Source organism: Candidatus Nesciobacter abundans, from assembly GCF_008189525.1.
GTDB lineage: Bacteria > Pseudomonadota > Alphaproteobacteria > CAJXXZ01 > 1604HC > Nesciobacter > Nesciobacter abundans.
Genome location: NZ_CP043314.1, coordinates 573239 through 599414 on the forward strand (window position 1 = coordinate 573239; position 26176 = coordinate 599414).

At 31.8% G+C, this 26176-nt stretch carries 19 protein-coding genes; 13 read left to right on the forward strand and 6 right to left on the reverse strand.

Translation table 11 applies throughout. The annotated features are described in order from the left end of the window. Positions 1-97: 97 nt before the first annotated feature. On the reverse strand, positions 98-2065 hold the full coding sequence (locus FZC36_RS02545) for an ATP-dependent helicase (protein WP_148972410.1): 1968 nt from the start codon (positions 2063-2065) through the stop codon (positions 98-100). A gap of 56 nt (positions 2066-2121) precedes the next feature. Between FZC36_RS02545 and FZC36_RS02550 the strand changes: the two genes are divergently transcribed. Next, positions 2122-3045: a cell division protein FtsQ/DivIB gene (locus FZC36_RS02550; RefSeq protein ID WP_148972411.1), complete on the forward strand. Its 924-nt coding sequence runs from the start codon at positions 2122-2124 to the stop codon at positions 3043-3045. Between the two features lie 215 nt (positions 3046-3260). Further along, a complete protein-coding gene (locus tag FZC36_RS02555; protein ID WP_187440108.1) occupies positions 3261-3884 on the forward strand; it encodes a phospholipase D-like domain-containing protein in 624 nt (207 codons plus the stop codon). Between the two features lie 141 nt (positions 3885-4025). On the opposite strand, the gene mutS is transcribed toward FZC36_RS02555, so the two are convergent. The 3 genes from mutS to FZC36_RS02570 all read right to left on the reverse strand — a co-directional run bounded on the left by mutS (position 4026) and on the right by FZC36_RS02570 (position 9246). Continuing rightward, positions 4026-6434, reverse strand: a complete 2409-nt coding sequence (gene mutS / locus FZC36_RS02560; protein ID WP_148972413.1) for a DNA mismatch repair protein MutS — start codon at positions 6432-6434, stop codon at positions 4026-4028. A 108-nt stretch (positions 6435-6542) separates the two neighbouring features. Further along, a complete protein-coding gene (locus tag FZC36_RS02565; RefSeq protein WP_187440109.1) occupies positions 6543-8393 on the reverse strand; it encodes a hypothetical protein in 1851 nt (616 codons plus the stop codon). 13 nt (positions 8394-8406) lie between these two features. After that, positions 8407-9246 carry an undecaprenyl-diphosphate phosphatase gene (locus tag FZC36_RS02570; protein ID WP_148972415.1) on the reverse strand — a complete coding sequence of 280 codons (840 nt, stop codon included), beginning with the start codon at positions 9244-9246 and terminating at the stop codon, positions 8407-8409. A gap of 152 nt (positions 9247-9398) precedes the next feature. Between FZC36_RS02570 and FZC36_RS02575 the strand changes: the two genes are divergently transcribed. From FZC36_RS02575 to FZC36_RS02625, 11 genes are all read left to right on the forward strand, one after another. Continuing rightward, positions 9399-10355 (forward strand): dihydrodipicolinate reductase C-terminal domain-containing protein, encoded by a 957-nt coding sequence (locus FZC36_RS02575; protein WP_148972416.1) that lies wholly within the window; start codon positions 9399-9401, stop codon positions 10353-10355. Further along, entirely contained in the window at positions 10330-11022 is a 693-nt protein-coding gene (nth, locus tag FZC36_RS02580) for an endonuclease III (protein ID WP_148972417.1), read from the forward strand. Before FZC36_RS02575 ends, nth begins: the two co-directional genes overlap by 26 nt. A 105-nt stretch (positions 11023-11127) precedes the next feature. Further along, positions 11128-11742 (forward strand): hypothetical protein, encoded by a 615-nt coding sequence (locus tag FZC36_RS02585; protein ID WP_148972418.1) that lies wholly within the window; start codon positions 11128-11130, stop codon positions 11740-11742. 134 nt (positions 11743-11876) lie between these two features. Next, on the forward strand, positions 11877-14981 hold the full coding sequence (locus FZC36_RS02590; RefSeq protein ID WP_148972419.1) for a valine--tRNA ligase: 3105 nt from the start codon (positions 11877-11879) through the stop codon (positions 14979-14981). After that, positions 14981-15475, forward strand: coding sequence for a hypothetical protein (locus FZC36_RS02595; RefSeq protein ID WP_148972420.1), 495 nt, complete (start codon positions 14981-14983; stop codon positions 15473-15475). The genes FZC36_RS02590 and FZC36_RS02595 overlap by 1 nt, the downstream gene beginning before the upstream one ends. Before the next feature lie 77 nt (positions 15476-15552). Beyond that, positions 15553-15678 carry a 50S ribosomal protein L36 gene (locus FZC36_RS02600; protein WP_148972421.1) on the forward strand — a complete coding sequence of 42 codons (126 nt, stop codon included), beginning with the start codon at positions 15553-15555 and terminating at the stop codon, positions 15676-15678. A gap of 2 nt (positions 15679-15680) precedes the next feature. Beyond that, a complete protein-coding gene (rpoZ, locus tag FZC36_RS02605; RefSeq protein ID WP_148972422.1) occupies positions 15681-15956 on the forward strand; it encodes a DNA-directed RNA polymerase subunit omega in 276 nt (91 codons plus the stop codon). Positions 15957-16256: 300 nt separating this feature from the next. After that, positions 16257-18272, forward strand: coding sequence for a leucine-rich repeat domain-containing protein (locus FZC36_RS02610; protein ID WP_148972423.1), 2016 nt, complete (start codon positions 16257-16259; stop codon positions 18270-18272). Between the two features lie 15 nt (positions 18273-18287). Further along, the gene (locus FZC36_RS02615; protein WP_148972424.1) at positions 18288-20216 is read left to right on the forward strand and encodes a leucine-rich repeat domain-containing protein; all 1929 of its coding nucleotides are present in this window, start codon (positions 18288-18290) and stop codon (positions 20214-20216) included. A gap of 15 nt (positions 20217-20231) precedes the next feature. Next, positions 20232-22139, forward strand: coding sequence for a leucine-rich repeat domain-containing protein (locus FZC36_RS02620; protein ID WP_148972425.1), 1908 nt, complete (start codon positions 20232-20234; stop codon positions 22137-22139). Positions 22140-22143: 4 nt separating this feature from the next. Continuing rightward, a complete protein-coding gene (locus tag FZC36_RS02625; protein WP_148972426.1) occupies positions 22144-22893 on the forward strand; it encodes a contractile injection system protein, VgrG/Pvc8 family in 750 nt (249 codons plus the stop codon). A gap of 131 nt (positions 22894-23024) precedes the next feature. Here the strand turns inward: FZC36_RS02625 and FZC36_RS02630 are convergent, their stop codons facing one another. Then, positions 23025-23603, reverse strand: coding sequence for a toxin-antitoxin system YwqK family antitoxin (locus FZC36_RS02630; RefSeq protein ID WP_148972427.1), 579 nt, complete (start codon positions 23601-23603; stop codon positions 23025-23027). Then, on the reverse strand, positions 23603-26176 hold the full coding sequence (locus FZC36_RS02635) for a type VI secretion system Vgr family protein (RefSeq protein ID WP_148972428.1): 2574 nt from the start codon (positions 26174-26176) through the stop codon (positions 23603-23605). The genes FZC36_RS02630 and FZC36_RS02635 overlap by 1 nt, the downstream gene beginning before the upstream one ends.

Here is a 26176-nt window from a genome sequence, read left to right on the forward strand (position 1 = left end):
ACTGTTTTATTATAGTTTTATAATGTCAATGCTAAATATATTAATAGTCATTCTAATAGAAATACTAGTCGTGTTAAGCAAACGCAAATTAATAAAATCAATCACATTCTACTAATTTTTTTATATCTACAACTTTCGAAACACTTCCAAAACATACTTTTGCACATTGCATGCCTGATTCTTCTATAGTTCCGTACCCAAATTCTTCATGATAAACTTTCTTCCCAGCCAAAGTTTTATGCTTAAAGGACTGAAATTGTAAACTTTTAGAATCCATCTCTCTTATAAATCTAGAAGGCTGGGCATTCATGTACCTACCTTGAAAAACTCTACTTTGAGCATAAGTTATAAACAGTTTCTTTTTAGCTCTTGTAAGCGCTACGTAAGCAAGCCTTCTTTCTTCTTCTATATTTTCGAAAGATCTAGAGTGCGGGAAAATCCCATCTTCGAAAACAGGAAGAAACACATAATCAAATTCTAATCCTTTAGCAGCATGAACAGTCATAAGCTTTACATCATGCTCATCATCTGCTTTTAAATTGTTCCATAAGATATGATTAACGTAAGATTCAGGATCTTCAAAGCTATCTAAAGTTTCAAGCCATTTATCCACGTTCTCTTTTCTGTCAGACTCTAGAGATTCATATAATCCAGATTCGTTCACAATTATTTCCATTATCTTTCTTAATTTCTTAGAATCAGAAAGATCTTTACTCAAAATTGATCTCCATCTCTCCCATTGAGCTAAGAATTCAGACAATTTATTTTTAGTTCTTGATGTAAAAGAATCCAAAACACCTCTGATTTTGTCTTCTATATTGCTTGATGCATTCTCACTTATCTTTGCCACTGTAGCTGAACCAATTCCACGCTTAGGGGCTTGTATCATTCTGCTGAATGCGAAGAAATCATTCGGATTTGAAAGAAATCTTACATAAGAAACAGCATCTTTTATCTCAGCCCTATCCATAAACTGAACTGATCCTACAATAGAATATTTTATATTTGCATTTAACAAAGCTTCTTCAAATAAATGCATATTAGTAGAAGTTCTAAATAGCAGTGCTATGGAACTTTTTACCTCTTCTTTAGATTTAATTTTAGCTATTATTCTACAAATCTCAAAAGCTTCTTCTTTTCCGTGCATTCCGACAAAAATATCTACTAATTCATCTGATTTAAGCGTAGAAACCAAAAATTTCTCTATTCTATTTTTATTCTTAGAAATCAAGTGGTTTGAATTTGAGATTATTTTATCTGTTGAACGATAATTTTCTTCTAACACTATTTTCTCACTGTTTTTAAAATCTCTAGTAAAATTCAATATATGACTCATATTAGAACCTCTAAATGAATATATAGATTGATCTGGGTCTCCAACACAACAAATTTGGTTATCATCGCAAGATAAAAGACTAATCCATTCATACTGAGCATCATTTATATCTTGGTACTCATCCACACAGATTAACTTATATTTTTTTCTGTAATGATCCAGAATATCCTTATGATTTCTCCATAGCTCTATAGTTTTAGAGATTAAGTCAGCGAAATCTAAAGCATTCATCTCTCTAAGCATGTCGTTGTAAGCATAAGCTATGTTCGCATAAGTATGATTAAGACTTGCATAGTCATTTTTTTCTTTTGCTCTTTGTACGGTTTCTAGTGCATGACTAGGTTTTATATCTTTATTCTTTATATTACTCAAAACCTTTCTCATAACCTGAGCTTGATCTTCATAAGCTATTAAATTACAACCCTCTATATTCAGTAATTTTGCATGATTCTGAACTATTTTTAGAGAAAGTCTGTGAAAAGTACCTATAGATATTAAATCAACATCATCTCCTATTTCAGATTTTATTCTAGAATGCATTTCCTGAGTGGCTTTGTTTGTAAAAGTAGTTGCAATTATCTCATCAGGCATAACTATACCTAAAGAAATGTAATGACATATCTTGCTTACAATGGTTTTAGTTTTTCCAGTTCCTGCTCCAGCAACTATAAGTAGATTTTTTCTACAATCAACTGCCTCTCTTTGTGAAGGATTTAAATTAGATAACATACTAGAAATATACTAAATCATATTGGGTCAAAAATACTAGAACGTATCACATATATATGAAACAATTGGGAATGTTAAAGAAAAAGTTACACAATATTTTTTTTAGCGTTTTCTGCGCTGTTTCTGTAATATTTTACACTATAGAACTCAGAAAATATGATATAAAAAACTTAAAAGTTTCCGGAAATATGATTTCTAAAGAATCCTATATAAAATCACTTATATTTAGAGGATGTAAACACAGCAAAGTAATGCTAAAAGATCAAAACAAATGTATAGAACTTAATGATAAAAACTTAGAGTTTTCAGAAAAAGGAATCATAACAAAAAATACGGCATATTCTGAAAAAGAAAATTTCTTAAGTCTAGGAAAATTAAAATTGCTTGATTTGTCAGCTAAGAAAACAAGAAAATGTATTGAAAAAAATAAATGGATAGAAAAATGCACAATAGAAAAGATATGGCCTGATACATTAAAAGTATCAATACAAGAATACGTACCATACGCACATTCTGAGTCAGCATATTTCACCTTACAAGGAAACAAAATAGATAAAGATTCAAAAGACACAAGCTTAAATATAAATAAAGATTCAAATGCTTTCGACAATTTAGGCAAGTTGTCAAAAAATCACGAATTATGTGAAAACCATCTTATAAAAATGTTAGGGAATTTTACGCAAGAAGATATGCTTAGCCTATTTAGGATTCTGGAGAAGTACCACGACTTCAGAAAAATCGTAAAATCAGCAAATATGATAAGACCAAAGAGATGGAATATTGTCACTAACGAAAATAAGGTTATCAAGCTTAGAACAAATGAAATAGAAAGATCTATAAAACGATATATGGAATTTCCTATGAAAAATGAATATAAAATAATAGACCTTAGACACCCTCAGAGAGTGATAATTTCCAATTCAAACCCTACAACCAAAGCAATCACAATTATAGATGCCCCTGCACTGATGAGAAATTAAAACTAAAGCCATTAATATAATATAACCTCAACAAAGCCTACATTAATTCAATCTTCATAAAGCTCTTTAATCAAGTATCATATATACATATATACAAAGCATCTAGTAAATTCACAAAATAATTTCCAACAAATAAGACGTACATAATTTGATTTTCCACATTAGCTTGTTTCTGATTTGTTTTATTGCATACATATGTTTTATATTAAATGCGTATGAATAAAAAATTGAAATATTTAAAATCATTGCCTTATTTAGTAGTAACTATACTTTCTTTATCTTTTTCTGTTCTTAAAAAACATGAACCAGAAATGCAATTAGGAAATGTTTGTGTAAGATTCACACCAGGATCTCAGTGCATACCATTCATATCCTCTGCTATTAGAGGAGCAAAGCGAACCCTTCACATACAAGCCTATAGCTGGACATCAGAAGAACTTACTCATGAAGTAAACAGGGCTAAACAAAGAGGAGTTAGAGTTTTCATATTATTAGATAAAAGTCATATGAAAATAAATAATTGTATAAAATCTTTTATGAGAAATGGAATAGATGTATTAATAGATCGTGTTCCTGGAATCGCTCACAATAAAATAATTATAGCTGATGATGATACTGTAATAACAGGAAGCTTTAACTTTTCTAACGCTGCAGAGCATAAAAACGTAGAAAATGTATTGAAAATAAAAGACAAAGAAATAGCTAAAGCATATCTTAGAAATTGGTACAGCAGGAGAAGTTTCTCTAAAGATATTAGAGATCCATATAATGCAGAATTAAATAGACATCCATGGAAAGAAAAAACCAATTCCAGAAACTATTTCAATTCTATAAGTTAAACTTACTGTTTTTATACATTCATATATATATGTAGTTTGTAAAATAATTGTAGTTTTTTAAGTGGTCATAAATTAGATTGGATTAATATATAAACATAATTTAGAATATATTTTTGAACTATTTATCTAAAGAAAATCTTACTAACTACTTGTTTGTGTTTTATCTCTATCTACAATAAATCTCTTTGCATCCTCAATGACACTAGATGGTATACCAGCCATTCCACATACATAAAGTGCATAAGAACTATCTGAAGCTCCTTTTACTAATTTATGCTTGAAAATCAATTTCTCTCCCCAAGATTGAACTTCCATAGTGTAGCAATCTATGTTTGAATCATTTGCAGAAATATCAGCCAAACTGTGATAATGAGTAGCAAACAAAGTGCAACATCTTTTTTCAGAAAGAGATTTCATAACTGAAAAAGCTATCGCCTCCCCTTCTTCTACAGAAGTACCTCTTCCGATTTCATCAACAACAACAAAGCTATTCTCAGTAGAGCTATTTAATATAATAGCTGTCTCGACCATTTCAGTCATAAAAGTAGACATGCCTTTTCCTAAGTTATCTGAAGCACCTATCCTGACAAAAATTCCATCAAAAATCCCTAATTCTGCACTCTCTGCAGGAACAAAACATCCTGCTTGAGCCATCAAAACTATAAGGGCGTTTTGCCTAAGAAATGTACTTTTACCAGCCATATTTGGACCTGTCATAAGCATGAACTTATTTTTATCGAAATCACAATCATTAGCTGTAAAATCTTCATTACTCTTCATCAAAATATTTTCGATAACAGGGTTCCTACCTTTTGATATATTAAATTTCTTCCCTTGAGCTATTAAAGGCTTACAATAATCATACTGCAAAGAATAATCAGCCAAGCCAAGAGAAACATCAATTACAGAAATAGCTTTTGCCGCCAAAGAAATCCTATTCCTGTATTTTTTAATATGATCACAAATATCTTGGAAAATTTTTATCTCTTCTGATAATGCCAATAAAGTAGAGCTAACCATTCTTTCATTTAAATCTTGAATTTCCGGAGTTACATATCTAATAATATTAGTTAGAGTTTGTTTCTTTATATAACTATATGGAACCTTAGAGCTCTGACTCGCAGGAACTTCTATGCAAAATCCTATTGAGCTATTTTTTCTTACTTTTAACGTATTTATTTCTGTAGCTTGTTTATAAGATTCTTCAAGCATCTCTATATCACATAATGCTTTCTGCTCTAAACCTCTTATTGAATCTAACTGCTCACTGTATCCTTTTTTTATAAACCCACCATCACTTATTTTTAGAGGAGGCTCTGAGTCTATAGCAGAATATATTATTGGATAAATCTTATCTAAATCTTTTAATTCAGATACTTCTCTTTTTAATTCATCACTTAAATCTTCATTTTTGAGAATTTGGTAAATCATTGCTGCAGACTGTAAGCTATTCGCTATTTCTAGCAAATCTCTAGGCCCTCCTCTTTTTAGAAAAAGTCTACCTGAAGATCTTTCAATATCACCATAGTTCCTTAATAAATCTGATACTGCAGATCGATTTGAAAATTTTACAAAAAAGTCTACACTTTCTATTCTATTTCTTATAGTTTTCTCTTCTTTGGATGGAGATGAAAGCCTCATTTGTAATAATCGAGCACCTGATGAAGTTAAGGTCTTATCCAGTGTATTTACTAGACTACCTTTCTTTTCTCCTTGAATAGTTTTTACTATTTCTAGATTATTCCTTGTAAATTGATCTAACATCATAAAATTACTATTATTCAATTTAGAAATAGATTTTAAAGAAAGACTGTTAGATTTCTGAGTGTAGAAAATATGCCTTGCTATAGACCCTGCTGCAATTACAGAATTATTAGACATAAACCCAAATGAATCCAAAGTATGTATTTTATATAGTTTTTTTAAATTCTCTTGACACTCTTGCAAATTGTACTTCAAGTCTGGGATTATTCTTGCTTTATCTTGCCACTCTAAAACCTGCATCCAACTATCCTCATCGCTCAGAAAACTCTGAGGAATAATTAATTCTTTTGGGTTCCATTTAGAAATAATACTTGAAAAATCCTTCTTAAATACATCTTCTACGAAAAAATCTCCAGTTGATAAATCAACAACAGCAAATCCTATTTGTTCATTAGAAACAGGACTGCATGCTAAAAGAAAATTATGTGATTTAGGGTCAAGCATTGATGTCTCTGTTATTGTCCCTGGAGTTATGACTCTTACAACATCTCTCTTAAGAGGCCCTTTTTTACCGACTTTTGTATCAGGAGTTTCTGTCTGTTCACATAATGCAACATTGTGCCCAGCATTTACCAATCTATTTATATAAGAATCACTAGCATGGAATGGTATGCCACACATAGGATGCTTCTTTCCATGCTTCGTAAGAGTGATATTAAGCTCTGATGCAGAAATTTTTGCATCATCGAAGAACATTTCATAGAAATCTCCTACTCTAAAAAATAGTATGCAATCCTTATACTGCTCTTTTAAGTGTAAATATTGTTCTATTAGCGGGGTAGTCATTTGTAAGACAAGCTTAGTGATTTTTTACTTTGCTGGCAATGTCTTTAATACAAACCCTAACGTGATTATATGATATAAAATCATATTAGATCTAATTATAATATTATATCAATTGTTTAGAGATCTTAAAATGTAATTTATATCATTTTCCATAAAATCTACATTCATTTCCTTAATATCATTCCTTTGGTACATCTGATGTGACATTAATATTAAGTCTGATTTAGGATGTATGCCTTTAAACAAAAATCTTCTAGATTTTCTCAGCATTCCAATAGTCCCTGAAAGGTCAACACTTCTTCCTTGTGCTTTTTCTTTTGGATCTTTAATTGTCAATAATATTACTACAGATTTCTTGTCATCAAGTGAAGATTTCTTTGCAGAAAACAAATCAACCATAGGAACTGATTTTAGACCAGGTATTCCTGTGTTTCCATATTCACTTATATGACTGTACAACCCACCTATAGCATAGGTTTTTCCTATTTTCGCAGTTATGTCACTTTCCATTGTTGCTGTCATAACATTTGCTCTATCATTAGCAGACCCAGCAGAGTTCTTGAATGAATTTTTACTAAGATCCACCTTAACATTCAAAAATATACTGTCTTTGTTAACATCTCTAGATTGTATATCTATTTTTATACCTGTAGGTATTGAAGAAAGCGCACTTCCCACATCTCCTCCAGCACTTACAAAAACCTTGTCCCCAGAATAGAAGTGTCCCCTTCCATTTCTTGTAATTTGTATAAGAGGTCTAGCCATTATATCCACCAAACTAGAACTAGAATTGGCAATATTTAAATTATATCTTATATCTTCGAAACCTATAGAAAATCCTTTGGTAATAGATTTGGTAGTATTATTTTCATCCAAAATCCATTTTCCATCCACATTAGCATATCCTTTGTTAACGTGTCTGTTCAACAAATTCCCATTAGAAACTCTCATTCCTAATCCTTTAGTTTCTTCATCTCCAAAGTTCTGCAAAGCTTCTAAAATATTGTTTCCCCTAGAAAATCTAGAGTTTTCAGAAAAGCTTAGAACTATACATTCTACAACGAAGTTATCTATAGGATGATCTTTTTTAATTTCTTTCTTCCTAGATTCTTCTCTTTGTATTTTCGCATAGTTTATATTTTTCAATTTACTATTTAACTCTAACCATTCTTCTGCTCTACCATACAAGTAGCTAACATCTTCTTTGTTACTTGTCTTCTCAGAAAACTTACGTATAAATTCGTAACATTTTTTATCTCCATATGATGCATATATTAATGCAGCTAATCTACAAACTCTTTCCGATGAGTCAAAATTGAGCAACCTATCAATTGCATTTTTAGAAACAGAAATATATCTAAGTGCATATGAAGCATTAGCAAGCCCATATAGTGCTTCTATGTTGTATTCATCTTGCATGATCACTCTACTAAACAAATCCATAGACTTACTGTAGTTGTGATTCATACTATAATGCCTACCAAGCGCAATTAAAACCTTCACATTATTTGGGTCTATGCTTAATGATTTCTTGTACGCAACCAACGACAATCCTGAATAGGCTGGCTCTGATTCAGCAAGCCTTTCATATATAAATCCATTTAACAAATGTAGCTGAGTATAATTAGGATTCATGTTCAACCCTCTGTTTATTACCCTAGATGCATCTCTCCATCTGTAATTCTTAACTAGATCTTCCAGTTGTTTCTCAAATAAAACCTCTTCATTTTCACATCCTTGTAGAATAAAAATGAAAACAAATATACTCGATTTAAATATCTTTCTAGATTTATTAAAAATATAGCTTAGGAACACTTTGTACCTAGGCTTATTCTTTGATGCATAATTACAGCTATATTTTCTATTATTAGAATAGCTATCACCACTATACACCTCACTATATCTTCCACTATGTTTACAAAATATCTTTCTTACAGAAAATGACTTCCTTGTATTCAAAATATATTTTTCTTTAAATTTTCTTAAAAATTGCATAAATTACCAAAACCAATACTCTGTATATAGAGAAAAAGTATAAATAATTTATTAATTTGAAGCATAAACGTATCCCAAATATATAAAAAAGTGAAGATTGCGCAAATACATATAATACTGAGGATATAATACAGAATATTTCAGACATGCTAACACCTGCTGTAATATTGACCCCTAAAACACTTACTTTAGAAATATAAGAACAAAAATTAGTATCAAACATACTATTTAAGTGAGACAAAGAATTAACATCAGATATGCTAAGTACAAATGCTCCAATAGAAGGAATAATTGAAAAAATATAAGAATACATCAAGGATTCTTTTTTTGTACATTTTAGCATACGAAAGCTAGTATAAGACGTTCCTAGATTACTAGCTCCAGGGAAAAATGCAAAAAGCCCGACTATCCCTGCGAACAAAACTTCTTTATAACTCAATTCTTCTAATTTCCTATTCTTAGCACAAAAAACATCACTTACGAAAAATAGCGCTGAGAATAAAGTTATAGAGAAAATCTCATTTATAGGAATTATTTTTAATTTCATGACTTTACTAAGAAATAGCCCTAGTAAAATTTTAGGAGCAATGATCAGAGCAGGCTTCCCATGCAAAATTGGGTTACTAAAAAAATTTAAAACCATTTCTAGTATTCTTTTCCTAAAGAAAATCAAAGCTGCCAAACCTGTAAATCCATGCATAAAAGCTACTGAATGCTCTGAAATTCCAAGCATTTTCAAATGTATGGAAGAACTTATTGGAAAAGCTTCCAAGAATCCTTGTATTATGTAATTCATTTTTTCTACTAAAACTGACACCTCTCTCCTTCCATTTCTTGATTAACAAGTAACATGATTCAAATAGATACAAAATACAAGCAATTTAAACTCATTAAAATAATTCAAATAAATTAACACAAAGCAAGAAACAAAACACTACACAAGCACGAGTTATAAAAATAAAAAAATATATGACAAAATACATTAATATGCATATGTCAGAAAATATACTAAAAATATCTATTCTTGGAGCTAATGGAAGAATGGGGAGTGCAATAGCACTAAAAGCGCTCAAAGATACATATAGTTCTCTCAATTTGATTAACTCAAAAGAAGAAAATAAAACAAGAAACAATACAACACAATGTAACCAAATCAATAATAATAAAAATGCTATGATTCACTCTCTTATAGCAAGGAAAACTGAAGACATAAATGAATTAAATAACCTTATACAAGGATTCGTACGAGATCTCACCGCAGAATATAATCTCACTGCCGAATATGAATCAACTAAAGAATCAATTAAGTACAAAGAAAATTTAGTCAATGAAAGTAAAATTCTAAATATTATACAAGAGATTAAAGAAATAAAAATTTCTACAGATATTAATTGCACCAAAGGGTGTGATGTATTATTAGATTTTTCACATTACGAAAGCACTCCTTCACATTGTAAATTTGCAGCTTCTAATAACATACCAATACTTATAGGAACAACAGGAAATCATGAACCTGAAGATTATAATTCATACTCTAAATCCACTCCAATAATGTGGGCTCCAAATACTTCGTTAATATGGAATTTATTTTCAATAGCAATGAAAGTACTTTCTTCTGAAGATAAAGATATTTCTTTTGTAGCTGGAGATGTACATCACGAAAACAAAAAAGACAAACCTTCTGGAACAATGAAAAAGTTAAATAGAGATATAAATCTAGAATCTATCTGGAGCATCAGAAAAGGAGATATGGTTTCATGGAATCAAATTCTTGGAGTTAGCAGTTCTGAAAATGTAAGAATTGAGCACCAGGTTTTAAATAGAGAATCTTACGCAATAGGAGCAATAAATGCTGCTATATGGCTCACTAAACAGAAAAAAAATGGTATATATAGCATGCATGACTTCATTAAAGAAAAAATCTAACACTCTAGATAAACCTAACTTAACAGAAGAGGCTAATATACTGAAAAGATCCAGCGTAGTATTCGAGAAGCTAAGTGAAAGCAAACTCCCTGAAACTATAGCCCTTAATTATGAAAACCATTACACATTGCTTGTTGCAGTAATATTGTCTGCGCAGTCAAAAGATGAGCAAGTAAATAAAATCACACCAAATTTATTTAAAGTAGCCTCAACTCCATCAGGAATGATTGAACTTGGATTGGAAAAACTAATAGATCTTGTCAAATCAATAGGTCTGTATAGAAACAAATCAAAGAATATAATAGAAGCTAGCAAAATTCTTGCAGAAAAATATAATTCTATAGTCCCTGACACAATGGAAGAATTAATAGAATTACCTGGAGTAGGAAGAAAAACTGCAAACGTAATTCTTAACTTTGCATTCAAAAAACCGACTATGCCAGTGGATACCCATGTGCTGAGAGTATCCAGAAGGCTTGGACTTACAAAAGAAAAGACTCCAGAGAAAGTAGAAAGAGATTTGCTAAAGATAGTTCCTGAAAAACTAAATCTAGAAGCTCATAACTTACTTGTTTGGCATGGAAGAAATGTATGCCAAGCCAAAAAACCTGATTGCAAAAATTGCTGTTTAAAAGACATTTGTGAATCAGAAGACAAAATAATTTAGCAGCATTAAACAACTTTATACACATAATTAAATGACTCTCATAAAGTCAAATTTATATGTAGAAAAATCTTTTGATATTAAAGGTTATTATGGTAATATTCCGTGATGAGCCTATCTATAGAAGAAATCGTTTCCAGAATAAAAAACTCAAAAGATGGTAACAAGAGATCACAAGATGATAAATCTAATCAAAAACCTACATACCTAAATCCATTGGAAAGTGACATAGAGTCTCAAACACATGATGAGGAAAAAAGAACTGAACAAGAGTATAGCTTAGAACTTAAAACAGAAAGCTTAAATGATAAAAGCATCAATCCAAGCTTACAAAGCTCTGTAGAAAAATTAAGAGAGATTATGGGCGATTCTAATCATAGAAAAAGCATATATGTAACTAAAGAAGAAAAAATCAGCTTAGATAGCGATATAATCAAATCCTTAGTAAAACCTTTGGTACAAAAATGGACTGAAGAAAATATGGACAAAATAGGTAAATATATTAGCTATTCATTAAATGAAAATGTAGTAAAAGATCATCATGTTATGGATTTTCTACAGAAAAACATAGATATTGTGCAGTCAATAATAAAAGAATCTATAGAGTCTTACATAGAATCCTACAGGCATTATGTAGAATCTAAAACAGAAACTATGGTTAAGAATTATGTAGAAGAATGTGTCAAAAAAGAATTATCTTCTATTCTAAAAGAAAGTTCTTAAAAATATTTTAAGCTATCAGAACTCAAACCCATTTAATTAAGCAATTTTTTTATTAAAAAAGAGCAAGATATAACATTCATAACGAAAATTACAAATAAACAAAAAATAATATAGAATTAGAGAAGGCAAAATAAATGAATTATTCTAAATCAGTAACGAACATGGAGAAAAATTTCTTCTCCAAAGCAGATCCTTTTCAAAAATCATCAAAATATGAATCCAAATCTCGAATGGTTTTACCTCCACCAAACATTACCGGAAAACTACATATAGGACATGCACTAAATGCTTTTGTTCAAGATTTAAAAGTTAGATATGAAAGGTCATTTAACAACAATAAAATATCCTGGATCCCTGGAACTGATCACGCAGGAATTGCAACACAAATAATGGTAGAAAAATTATTACTAGAATCAAATATTAAAAAAGAAGATTTGGGCAGAGAAAAGTTCCTAGAAAAAGTTTGGGAATGGAAAGAAAAGTATCAAGATAATATATATGATCAATTAAAGAAACTTGGTTTGGAGCTAGATTGGGATCAAGCTAAATTCACTATGGATGAAGATGTACAGGAGGCTGTATCGGAAGCTTTTTGTAAGTTTTATAAATCAGGATTGATATTCAAAGATAATAGAATTGTACATTGGGATACAAAGATGCAAACTGCCATTTCAGACCTAGAGGTAAGAAATGAAGAAGTCACTGGCTATATGTATTATATAAAATATTATTTTGAAAACTCTTTATCAGAAGATTCACCAAAGAATACTACAGAAGAGCCTATTTCTGAAAACTTCGTAACAGTTGCCACTACAAGACCAGAGACTATGTTCGGAGATAAAGCAATAGCCGTAAATCCTAACGATGAAAGGTATAAAAACCTTATAGGAAGATCTGCATATATTCCAATGACAGATATCAAAATTCCTATAATTTCAGATGAAAGATGTGATATGGAAAAAGGATCTGGAGCTGTAAAAATAACTCCTGCACACGATTTCCTAGATTTCGAAATAGGAAAAGACCATGACCTAGAGGTACAAAATATTATAGATAAGTACGGAAAATTATCAGGAGATTCAGTACCAAAATCATTACAAAATATAGATAGATTAGAAGCTAGAAAAAAAATAATAAAAGAATTAAAAGACAAAGAATTATTAGTAAAAGAAGAAAAGATAAAACATATCATTCCTCACGGAGATAGATCTGGATCTATATTAGAACCTATGGCTACTAAGCAGTGGTTCTTAGATATGGACAGCATGGCTTCTGAAGCAAAAGAAGATATACAAAATATTGCAGTATTTCCGCAGAATTATATTAAGATATTTAACCATTGGATGAACAACATACAGCCCTGGTGCATATCCAGACAAATATGGTGGGGACATCAAATACCTGTGTGGTATTTTGATGATAATCATATATATGATTTAGAGAAATATAATAGTTACAAAAAACATGGAACAAATTATTTAACATCCGATTATGGGCAAATAAATAAAGACAATGAACAATTTAGTAAAAATGCAAACTTGAATCATGAATTTTTGAATCAGGTGAATTTTGAAAAGAGATTTATAGTTGCTAAAGACATAGAGTCAGCTAGAAAAATAGCTAAAGACATAGGCATAAAGAATGATTCTCTAACACAGGAAACTGATGTCTTGGATACTTGGTTTTCTTCTGCCTTGTGGCCTTTAGTAAACTCTAAAGAAATAAATAGCATATTTACAAACTCACTAAACCAGGAACTAAATCAGAAATCAACTCAGGAACTAAGCAAGGGCTTAGATCCAAAAAATGAAGAATATCCAAATGAATGCATAATAACTGGAAGCGATATATTATTCTTCTGGGTTGCTAGAATGATTATGTTTTGTAAATTCTTTTCTAAAAAAATTCCTTTCAAGCAAATATATTTACATGGACTAGTTCAAGATAGCTTTGGGAAGAAAATGTCTAAATCTAAAAACAATGCAATGGATCCTTTAGATATAATTGCAGAAGAAGGAATTGATGTATTGAGATACGCCCTGCTATCCTCTTCTGTTCCTGGTAAAAATGTAAAATTCGGGAAACAAAACATAGAAAAATCTAGACATTTCTGTATAAAAATATGGAATGTATTTAAATTTATAAAATCAAACTGTTCAGAGCTATTTGATGTAAATATACACACTCCAGAAAACATGGAAGATAATCTAAAATCAGGAGAATCAAGCCAAACACATGACTCACAAGAAATAAAAAAACAAAACATACCTCAAGAAGAAAGTAGTTATAACTTGCCTGAAAATCTTCATCCATGGAACTCTTTTATAGTATTAAAAATCTCTGATATAAGGAAAACAATACTTGATTTTATAAGTGAATGGAAAATACATGAAGCATCAAACGAAATATATAAACTAATATGGGAAGATTTTTGCAGCCTATACATAGAAGGATGTAAGAGTATGCTTAACTCAGAACATTCTATGGAGACAAAGATTGTAATAACAGAATCTTTTAAAGAGTTAATAAGAATACTGAATCCATTTATGCCTGTTCTAAGTACAGAGATATTCTCTCTTATGGAAAATATAAACCCACAAACTAAAGCATATAATTCTAACCTGACCAACAAACCATGTAATACATCATGCAGCTTTGATTCTATTCTTGATTCAATATTAAAAAAGAAATCTCAAAAAGAAAACCAAGAAAACGAAACATTGATAAAGTCTAAAACATTGGATTATATAAAAGAAATTACAGAAATTACAGATTCAATAAGATACTGCAAAGGTGTATTGGGAATAGAGAACTCAATTATATATCATGTAAACATAAAGCAGGATCATGTAGGAGAAAATATTATACAGGGTTCCAAATCCCATTTAGAGTCAAATGTAGAAAAGGATGAAGTGTTTTATAATATAATTGAAAAGTTGTCTGGGTTTAAAATCCATCCTTCAAAAGAACCTAAAAATGACATGACACCTTACCCGCTGCAACAGGGGGTTTTATACATAAATTTCTTAGATAAAGATCTAAACAAGTTAAAAAATAAAATAAAGAAAGAGAAAGAGAAATCTTATCAAGATCTTTCTGACGCAGAAAGGAAAATTGAGAATAAGCAATTTATTGAAAATGCTCCTACTGAAATCAAAGAGGAAATCAAGGAAAGAATTGCAAAACTAAAGCAAATTGTAGATAATTTTGATAAAGTGGAATTGATGTGGAGCAAGTAATGATTTTCATAAAAAAAGCAACAAGTTTTATAAAAAATTTAACAAAGACAATAGTTAATAAGATAAATACGAAGAATTTATTTTATAGCACAAACTCCAAACAAAACATATTCACAAAACTTCTACTAATATCTTCCCTTGTATTTATTCTTCAAGGATGTGAAGAAGAGAAACATATGAACTGCCCAAAAGGCAAATTAATAGGAATGACAAAAACAGAATTTATCAGTAAATATGGAGAAGGTGCAATAAAGCATCCGCTAGATAACAACACATGGTTTTACGTAGATCTGATTTACATAAACAGTCTTTTTTCTAAGACTGCAAAAGGAAATTGGATGAGCGTAAGGATCAGCAATAACAAGATTGTAGAATTGAGAAAAGGCAAGCTTCCAAAGAAAATGAAAATGAAAGAACATAAAAAAGAAACATTAGTAAAGAAAAAGATTGCTGAAGAGCTGTTTGGATATGTTGGATCTGCATCTTCATACTAAAATTATATGTTATTAAAACTATAAATATATATCTTTGGAATATTGTTTTCTACTGTTTTTCATGTAGAATGACTGTTATGAAAGTATTCAGTTCTCTAAAAGGCTTAGTGTCAAGAAATAAATATTCTAAAATGATCAGAAGACGTGGAAAGATCAGAATAATAAATAAGAGATTTCCTAGGTTCAAAGCAGTACAAGGTTAAACATGCTTAAAGACAGAAAATACACCAAGTATGAACTTGTTTCAGCATTAACTCAAAGAGCTAAGCAACTGTTTGCAGGAGATGATCCTAGAGTAGAAACAAAGCATTCTGAAAAACTATCTTACATAGCGTTAAAAGAGTATATGCAAGGTCTTTTGGACATAGAATCTTTACTTAATGAAGCTAAAATGATTTACACAGATCAGGCTGTAGCTTTTGAAGATGATGAAGATGATGACAACTATGCATTCGATGCAAACGAAGAAGACAAGCAATAATCTCCATCAATTTATTTCAATATTAATTCTAAACAAACTAATTAATTATCATAAATTATTATTTTAATTATTCTCATGACAAGCGTTACGTACAATTTCTATATTAAGATTAAATATCTTAAATTAGATAAACATTTTGTAGAGCCCCTGAAATCAGAATAGTATAAAAAAAAAGATATTCTTATTCCTAGAAATTCATTTCATTTTTTATTTATAAACGACATAAATTATACTTATAAAAACATAAACATTGTGTATAAGGGTATATTTTGGTAAGTTCTTTGCAAGATCTCAGGAGGGATGATGACAAGTAATTTGGATAAATTTACATCTGGAGCTAGTGCAAAACAGAGTGCTAACGCTAACGGAAGTACGAACAAGGCAAGCAAATCAAGCACTATGAGCAAAATGAGGAGCATACTGAAGCTATGCACACTTGCACTTACAGCCCAACACACAAACACGGTTGACATCCCGAAACTACACGACATCCCTAACGAACATGGTTGTTTTTATCATTTGAAATATACAAAAAATGGAACTTTGGATTTATATGAAAGCGGATTGCCAAAATATGAAAGTGGATTGGTAGATCTGTTAGATGGAATGGTAGAAATGCATAAATTCAGCAAATCTGACATAGAATTTGTTGCGTTTCTAAGACATGAAATAGAAAAAATCCTTGAAGTTGATTACAATAAGGGACTAGAAAATGACTTCTTACTTAAATTTCCAAAAATAAAGGGCATAATAGGAGATGGTGAGCTTGAAGAAGAAGTTTTAGCTGAACATGGATACTCAAAAGAAGATTATGACAGTACTATTACTGGGTATAATGTTAGAGATTCTTTGGATTGTTTGATTCGTGCCAAGAGAATTTGGGGCAAAATGATTGACCAATATGGGGAAGAAGATCTTAACAAAATCAAAGATTCAGTAAAAAATGCAAACCATGAATACGAATTAGGGAAAAAAACTCACCTAAACTTAAAAGTTATGCATAATTTGGTAGGATATGGATTAAGGCAAAGAGAAGCAGCTGGTATGCCAGATGAATCTACATTTTTGCAAAGATGGTACTCTGGAAGACATGCTTATGCAGACGATAAAAAGTCTAAAGTATCTATAAAACTAGATAATAGTGCGTTTATTTATCAAGTAATTCCTACTAAAGATTCAGGCACAGACTATGAGAAGAAACCTTGCGAACGTCATTCGAATATTATGTCTGTTTCATATTTCGATGCAAATACAAAAACAGACAATTTAGTTTGGGCTGGAGATGAAAGAGAATTAAAAGAGAGAACCTGCAAAGTTGTTCAATACAACAGCTTCCCAGATTTAAGAAACTTGGATAGAATCGGTCCAATTTTCCAATATGCACTGGCATTGAGATATGTTCATTTAGATATCACAAGCCCTGATCATTTGTATTGGATGAGATTTGCGCAAGACTTGGAATATGTGAAATTGAGAGTTACAGAATCAGACCACCTAAAGCACTTGGGTTTGTTGAAAAACACACAATACTTAGGTATTACTAACATAAACGTAGATGATGCAATCATTCTTCCTGAAGAAATCGGCACATTAAGCAAATTAAGGTGCTTACACTTGAGTGGAGTTGAAGGATATCCAAACCAGATTCATGGAATTAAAGGATTACGTGAAATTAAGTTCGTGGAATCCGAAGGTAAGATAGATAAAAGCTTAAGTGATTTAGATAAATTGGTACATTTGGAGTTAAGTGGTAAGGTAGAATTGCCTGAAACTATAGAATTATGGGGGCTAGAATCTCTTGTTGCACCTAGCGCAGATATAGAAAAAATGCCTAGATTTATCTGCCCTGAATTAAGGTATTTAGATTTAGGAAGTGCAAGATTAGACCATGCTTTAGAGCCTGGAGCAAAATTACCTATATTTGCAGGTGGTAATGAAATGACCAAAGCAGTAGATTTATCTGAATGCCCTGAGCTACGTGAAGTTTGGGTTGGAAACAGAATCAACGAAGTTGACGTGTCTGTGTTTAAGAGTTGCAAAAAGTTGATGTATATTGGACTTGGAGTTGATTTTAAGTACAGTATTAAATCAGGTTTGACTGAGTATGTTAAGAAAAATGAGCTATTCTTCGAGTTACTACATCCACTTAATGCAGGTGAAAAATTGCAATACAACTGTAAGATTCCAGGAGAAGATGGTGAGTGGCTGAAGTTAAAGAGATACCAAGAAAACCAAAAGAGAAATTGGGTAAGAAATAAAAATGCTAGATATAAGCATATGGCAAAAATCTTGAAAGAAAATGGTCAGCTAAAATAGATGGAGGCAAAAAATATGATTACAAACAAATATAAAATGGGTAATATGAGCAAAATGAGGAACATACTGAAGCTATGCACACTTGCACTTACAGCCCAACACACAAACACGGTTGACATCCCTAAACTACACGACACCCCTAACGAACATGGTTGTTTTTATCATTTTAAGTACGTTGAAGGAACTTTTAGCATAGAAAAGAATGAAACTTTTGAACTTTTAGAGCAAATGTATGAACAAAGTAAATACAGCATAGAGGATATTAAATTAATCGCATTTCTAAGACATGAACTAGAGAAGATACTTGAAATTGATTATAAAAAAGGATTGGAAAATGATTTCTTGCTAAAGTTTCCAAAAATAGAAGAAGTTATGGGAGATGGAGAATGGGAAGAGGAGGTTTTCCTAGGTCATGGATATTCAAAAGAAGAGTATAGACAAACTGATATAGTCTGTAACGTCAGAGATGCTATTTCTTATATGGAATATACAAAAAGAATCTGGGGCAAAATTATAAAACAAGAAGATGAGGAAACTGCTAAAGAAATAAAAGATTCAGTAAAAAATACAAATCATGAATGCGAGCTAGGTCAGAAAACCTATCTAAACTTAGGAGCTATGCTTAATTCCATAGGATATGGATTGAGACAGAGAAAAGAAGCTAGAATGCCAGGTGAATCTACATTTTTGCAAAGGTGGTATTCTGGAAGACATGCTTATGAAGATGACAAAAAATCTAAAGTATCTATAAAGTTGGATAATAGCAAATTTATCTATCAGGGCATACCCACTAAAGATTCAGGAACTGACTATGAGAAAAAACCTATAGAATATAATAATTCTACAGATTTGATGTATTTATCCTATTTCGATGCAAACACAAAAACAGATAATCTGGTATGGTGTGGAGATGAAAGAGAACTTAAGGAAAGAACCTGCAAAGTTGTTCAATACAATAGCTTTCCAGATTTGAGAAACTTGGATAGGATAGGTCCAATTTTCCAATATGCACTGGCTTTAAGGTATGTTCATTTGGATATAACAAGCCCTGATCATTTGTATTGGATGAGATTCGCACAAGATTTGGAATATGTGAAATTGCGTGTAAAAGAATCAGATCATCTAACACATTTAGGTTTGTTGAAAAATACACAATACCTTGGAATTACCAACATAAACGTAGACGAAGCGATCGTTCTTCCTGAAGAAATCGGCACATTAAGCAAATTAAGGTGCTTACACTTGAGTGGAGTTGAAGGATATCCGAACCAGATTCATGGAATAAAAGGATTACGTGAAATTAAGTTCGTGGAATCTGAAGGTAAAATTGATAAAAGTTTGAGCAACCTAGATAAACTTGTTCATTTAGAGCTAAGTGGAAAAGTAGAATTGCCTGAAACCATAGAACTATGGGAACTACAATCTCTAGTTGCACCTAGTGCAGACATAGAAAAGATGCCTAAGTTTATTTGCCCTGAATTAAGATATTTGGATCTAGGAAGTGCAAGATTAGAGCATGCTTTAGAACCTGGAGCAAAATTGCCTATATTTGCAGGTGGTAATGAAATAACAAGCGTATCTGACTTATCTGAATGTCCAGAATTAAGAGAAGTTTGGGTTGGAAACAGAATCAACGAAGTTGATGTTGAAGTGTTTAAGAATTGCAAGAAGTTGATGTACATAGGATTAGGAGTTGATTTTAAATATAATATCAAGCAAGGATTAACTGAGTATGTTAAGAAAAATGAGCTATTCTTAGAGTTACTACATCCACTTAATGCAGGAGAAAAACTTCAATACAGCTGTAAGATTCCAGGTGAAGATGGTGAATGGTTGAAATTGAAGAGATACCAAGAAAATCAAAAAAGAAATTGGGTAAGAAATAAAAATGCTAGATATAAGCATATGGCAAAAATCTTGAAAGAAAATGGTCAGCTAAAATAGATGGAGGCAAAAAATATGATTACAAACAAATATAAAATGGGTAATATGAGCAAAATGAGGAACATACTGAAATTGTGTACGCTTGCACTTACAGCCCAACACACAAACACGGTTGACATCCCGAAACTACATGACACCCCTAACGAACATGGCTGTTTTTATCATTTTAAGTACGTTGAAGGAACATTGAATCTGGAACAGAATGAAACCTACGAACTTTTGGAAGGAATGTATGAGCAAAGCAAATACAGCTCAGAAGATATAAAATTGATTGCCTTCTTAAGACACGAACTAGAAAAGATTCTTGAAGTTGATTATAAAAAGGGGTTAGAAAATGACTTCTTGCTCAAGTTTCCTAAAATAGAGGAAGTTATGGGAGACGGAGAATGGGAAGAAGAAGTTCTACTAGGTCATGGATACTCAAAAGAAGATTACAGACAAACTGTTATTACCTGTAATGTTAGAGATTCTTTTGATTGCTTGATTCGCTCAAAAAGGATCTGGGGCAAGATGATTGACCAATATGGAGAAGAGGATCTAAACAAAATAAAAGATTCAATAAAAAATGCAAACCATGAGCATGAATTTGGAAAGAAAACTCATCTTAATTTAAAAGTTATGCATAATTTGGTAGGATATGGATTAAGACAAAGAGAAGCAGCTAAAATGCCAGATGAATCTACATTTTTGCAAAGATGGTACTCTGGAAGACATGCTTATGAAGATGACAAAAAATCTAAAGTATCTATAAAGTTAGATAACAGTGCATTTATTTATCAAGGCATCCCTACTAAAGATTCAGAAACTGATTATGAAAATAAACCTTGCGAACGTGATTCAAATATTATGTATGTATCATATTTCGATGCAAATACAAAAACAGACAATTTAGTTTGGGCTGGAGATGAAAGAGAATTAAAAGAGAGAACCTGCAAAGTTGTTCAATACAATAGTTTCCCCGATTTAAGAAACTTGGACAGAATCGGTCCTATTTTCCAATATGCATTGGCTTTAAGGTATGTACATTTGGATATCACTAGCCCTGATCATTTGTACTGGATGAGATTTGCACAAGACTTAGAGTATGTGAAATTGAGAGTTACAGAATCAGACCACCTAAAGCACTTGGGTTTGTTAAAAAACACACAATACCTTGGAATTACCAACATAAACGTAGATGATGCAATCGTTCTTCCTGAAGAAATTGGTAGTTTAAGCAAATTAAGATGCTTACATTTAAGCGGAGTTGAAGGATATCCAAACCAGATCCATGGCATTAAGGGATTACGCGAAATTAAATTCGTAGAATCTGAAGGTAAGATAGACAAAAGCTTAAGTAATCTGGACAAGCTTGTTCACTTAGAACTAAGCGGTAAAGTAGAGTTGCCTGAAACCATAGAATTATGGGAACTACAATCTCTAGTTGCACCTAGTGCAGACATAGAGAAAATGCCCCAATTTATCTGCCCTGAATTAAGATACTTAGATCTAGGAAGTGCAAGATTAGAGCATGCTTTAGAACCTGGAGCAAAATTGCCTATATTTGCAGGTGGTAATGAAATTACTAGCGTATCTGACTTGTCCGAATGTCCTGAGCTACGTGAAGTTTGGGTTGGAAACAGAATCAACGAAGTTGACGTGTCTGTATTTAAGAGTTGTAAGAAGTTGATGTATATTGGACTTGGAGTTGATTTTAAGTACAGTATTAAATCAGGTTTGACTGAGTATGTTAAGAAAAATGAGCTATTCTTCGAGTTACTACATCCACTTAATGCAGGTGAGAAATTGCAATACAACTGCAAGATTCCAGGAGAAGATGGTGAGTGGTTGAAATTAAAGAGATACCAAGAAAACCAAAAGAGAAGCTGGATGAGAAAAGAACACCCAAGGTACAAACGCATGGAAAAGATCTTTAAGGTTTAATTCAGTGGGAGCAAGAGGAGATCGTTCTACTAAGGAAAAAAAAGAAAAAGCAAAGGAAGTAGAACAGCAGCAAGAAACCATAATTGATGAAGAACCCGTCGATCCAGATATAGGAAGTATATGTCAGATATACGATGAGAAGTGGGGCGAGACGGTAAGGAACGTAAATGCAGGTACGTATCAGAAACTGATGACGCTTACAAATTTCGGTACAATTGAAGAACTAGAAATAGAGGAAGAGCTGTCTGAGCCTTACACTATAAAAGGTAAGTGTTTCTTTTGGGAAGAGATATATGGCGACGTAGTTGGCATGGAACCGAAGGTCACATTAGCAACAGAAGGTAAAACAAGATATTGGCACGGAGTTATAACTGAGTGGATCGAAGGTGGAACTGATCTTAAGGACGAAAGATATTACTACGAATTCGAGATGCGACCAAAATTATGGTATAGGATGCAAAGCAGGCAAAACAAGATACATGTGTCGGATAAGGGCATGCGTGTTAAGGAACTGGCAAGCAAACTAATCGAAGATGCGATGCAGAATAATAAAAATACGAAAGTAAAGTTTGAGCAAAAGTACGATGTTAATTTCGCAAAAGTGAAATCAGCTCAAAATAATCCAAATGAACCATTGATAGAATATGCTGTGCAATATGAAGAAACTACTTACGGTTTCTTCCAAAGATTACTAAGCAATCATGGTATATTTTATTATTATAAAGTCGAAGACAATTATTCCTGCCTAAGCTAAATTCCACTTATTTAAAAAATCTGATTACTAGAGCTTACAATTAAAAAGATTGATAAGTGATAAAACTACAAAAACATAAACATACAAAATCAGAATTATCAACAAAATATTTCAACTGTAGTAAGAAAATACTAACCCATCTCTACGCCAGATTCAAAATAAGTTTTCTTGATTATTTTTCCTTCTGGATCATATACAGTCCATTGCCCATCTTTTAAATCTTCAAGATACATTCCAGACTCCATGATAGAACCTGTTTTCGGATAAAAAGTCACAGAAAAACCATTCAATTTATTTTTCTGGAAAATTTCTTGTTTTAACAATTCTCCTTTTTCGAAAACCAAAAACAGCCCGCTTTTCTCTCCATTTTTGTAATTACCCTTATTAGATATTCCATTTGCATCAAATACGTACACAGGTCCGTGCATCAAATCATCTTTATAATTTGTAATCATTAATAAATTCCCAGATTCATATATTTCCATAGGCCCATTCATCTTATTACCAGAATAATTTGTGCGTCTCGTTATGACACTTTTCTCATAAAGAGTCTCTTCGCCTTCTTTTTCTCCAGCTTTGGAATAGTATCTCTGTACCAGATTTCCTTCTTTATCCCTTATTTCATTATAATCTAAATCACTTTGATCTGATTCTTTGACTGCTCCACAAGGCTTATAAAAATCGACTATTTGTTCTTTTGTTATATTCATTAGTTTATTTTTACCATTGAACCCTTTATATTAGCAATTGTGTCTGCCTTTAAATCCAATTTAGCTCCTTTTATAGACACTCCCGCTTTTCCTTCTATTGAAACTTGTCCCGAAGATTTCAAGCTTATATTAGCATTCGAAGAAATTTCTACAGATTTGCTAGATTCCATATTAATTCCATCTGCAGAAATTTTTATAGCACCTCCACTTATAGATATTGTATAATCACCAGACTTTATACTAATTGACTTGTTCCCTTTTATATCAGATTTAAAGTCCCCACTTGATAATGAAATTGATAAATCACCTTTTTCTAATGTTGTACTCAAATTTCCTGAAGCCAATTTCATATCCAAATTACCTTTTTCTATTTCGTTAGAAATATTTCCTTCTGTGATTTTCTCTATCAAATCACCTTTGGAGATTTCTATTTTATGATGTGATTTCTCATCTCCCTTGGATAATAGAGAAATTTCCTTGCTCCCTTTTTCTAGTGTTATTTTATAATCACCCTGCTTTTCATCATCTTCAGCTAGAGTGCTTATTTCTATATTTCCATTATTTACCTGCGTATCAATATCCCCTTGTTTTACAAGCAAAATTTTGTCATTTTCTATTTCTGTAAGTAAATCTTTCTGTGCATGGATATAAATTTGCTCTTCTTCAGCTTTATCAGATATAGTAATTTCATTGAATCCAAAATCTTCTTTTTCATCATCAATTGTTTTGGTTCTCAATCCAGTTTTATGAGAATCATCTGGCAAATCATATGGATTAGAATTTATGCTATTAAATACCGTACCTATAACAATAGGGTTGTCTGGATTTCCATTTTCATAAGTAACTATTACTTCTTGTCCAACTCTAGGTATGTAAGAGCCTCCAAATCCAGCGCCTGATCCTCCCCATTGTGCGACTCTCACCCAGCAAGATCTTTCAGAATAAGAAAGCGTATCATCGTTGTCCCAGTTGAATTTTATTTTCACTCTACCTAAGTCATCAGTGTTGATTTCTGCATTATCAGGCCCTACCACAATAGCAGATTGATATCCTAATATTTGTCTTTTTACTTTAGGAAGCACTTTAAAAACTGTATTCTCTTTCAGGAAAATAGATTCATTTACATAAGAATATTCAAACCCACTTACTTGACCAGCTTTGCTTTTTATATTTTGTTGTTTGTACAAAGGGTCAGTTAACGACTCTTCTGCCATTTCTGGGTTTTTCAAAAACAGTTTATGCTTAGTTTTTCTAGCATAGTATTTATTATCTATGACTTCTTTTACCTGATCAGGAAGATCTCTTTTTGATGCTGCTTTAACATCTGATTTAATTTTTTTTATTTTACTTTTCTTTTCAGTTTTGTAAACTTTTGTATGTTGATATAAATCTAGGGCAGATTTTAGCTCAAACAAATATCCAGGGCTAATCAAAAAATTACTTGTCACAGACTTATATTGAGTTTTTACAGACTCTGATGAGTCAGTAATATGCTTTGCATGGTCCTCTGCAGCATCTGGGTCAGTTAATGTTTCGAAGTATTCATTATTTTCAAAGCCTTCTTCAGCATTTCCCTCATGCTTTTTCTCTTCAACTTTTCCAAGTTTATCGAATTCTACCTCGATACCTGCTTTTTCGTAATTTCGACCTCTTGCCTTTTGTTTTCCTATCGCATATCTGTTTACTTTTCCCCATGTATCCACAAAAGGGCTGTTTATTTCATCTGATCCCTGTTTAGATAAGAACAAGTTGTCATAATTAGCTTCGACCTTGTCATTATCACCTATTTCAATCTTACGTATGCCTGTAATAGGTTCCATTTTGGAAGTGTTATCCTTGAATATGATTTTACTTCCATCTTTCGCATGTTTATAGTAATAAAATATACCATGATTGCTCAGTAACCTTTGAAAAAACTCATATGTAGTTTCTTCATATTGAACTGCATATTCTATTAACGGTCCGTTTGGATTATTTTGAGCTGATTTCACTTTTGCGAAATTAACATCGTACTTTTGCTCAAATTTTACTTTCGTATTCTTGTTATTCTGCATCGCATCTTCGATTAGTTTGCTTGCCAGCTCCTTAACACGCATGCCCTTATCCGACACATGTATCTTGTTTTGCCTGCTTTGCATCCTATACCATAATTTTGGTCGCATCTCGAATTCGTAGTAATATCTTTCATCCTTAAGATCAGTTCCACCTTCGATCCACTCAGTTATAACTCCGTGCCAATATCTTGTTTTACCTTCTGTTGCCAATGTGACCTTCGGCTCCATACCAACTACGTCGCCATATATCTCTTCCCAAAAGAAACACTTACCTTTTATAGTATAAGGTTCCGATAATTCTTCCTCTATCTCGAGTTCTTCAATTGTACCGAAATTTGTAAGCGTCATCAGTTTCTGATACGTACCTGCATTTACGTTCCTTACCGTCTCGCCCCACTTCTCATCGTATATCTGACATATACTTCCTATATCTGGATCGGTAGTTTGAGATTCAGCACTTTTCTGTGCAGAAACTTCACCGTCTTTAGTTTTCTTTTTCTCTTTATTTTGTTTAATCAT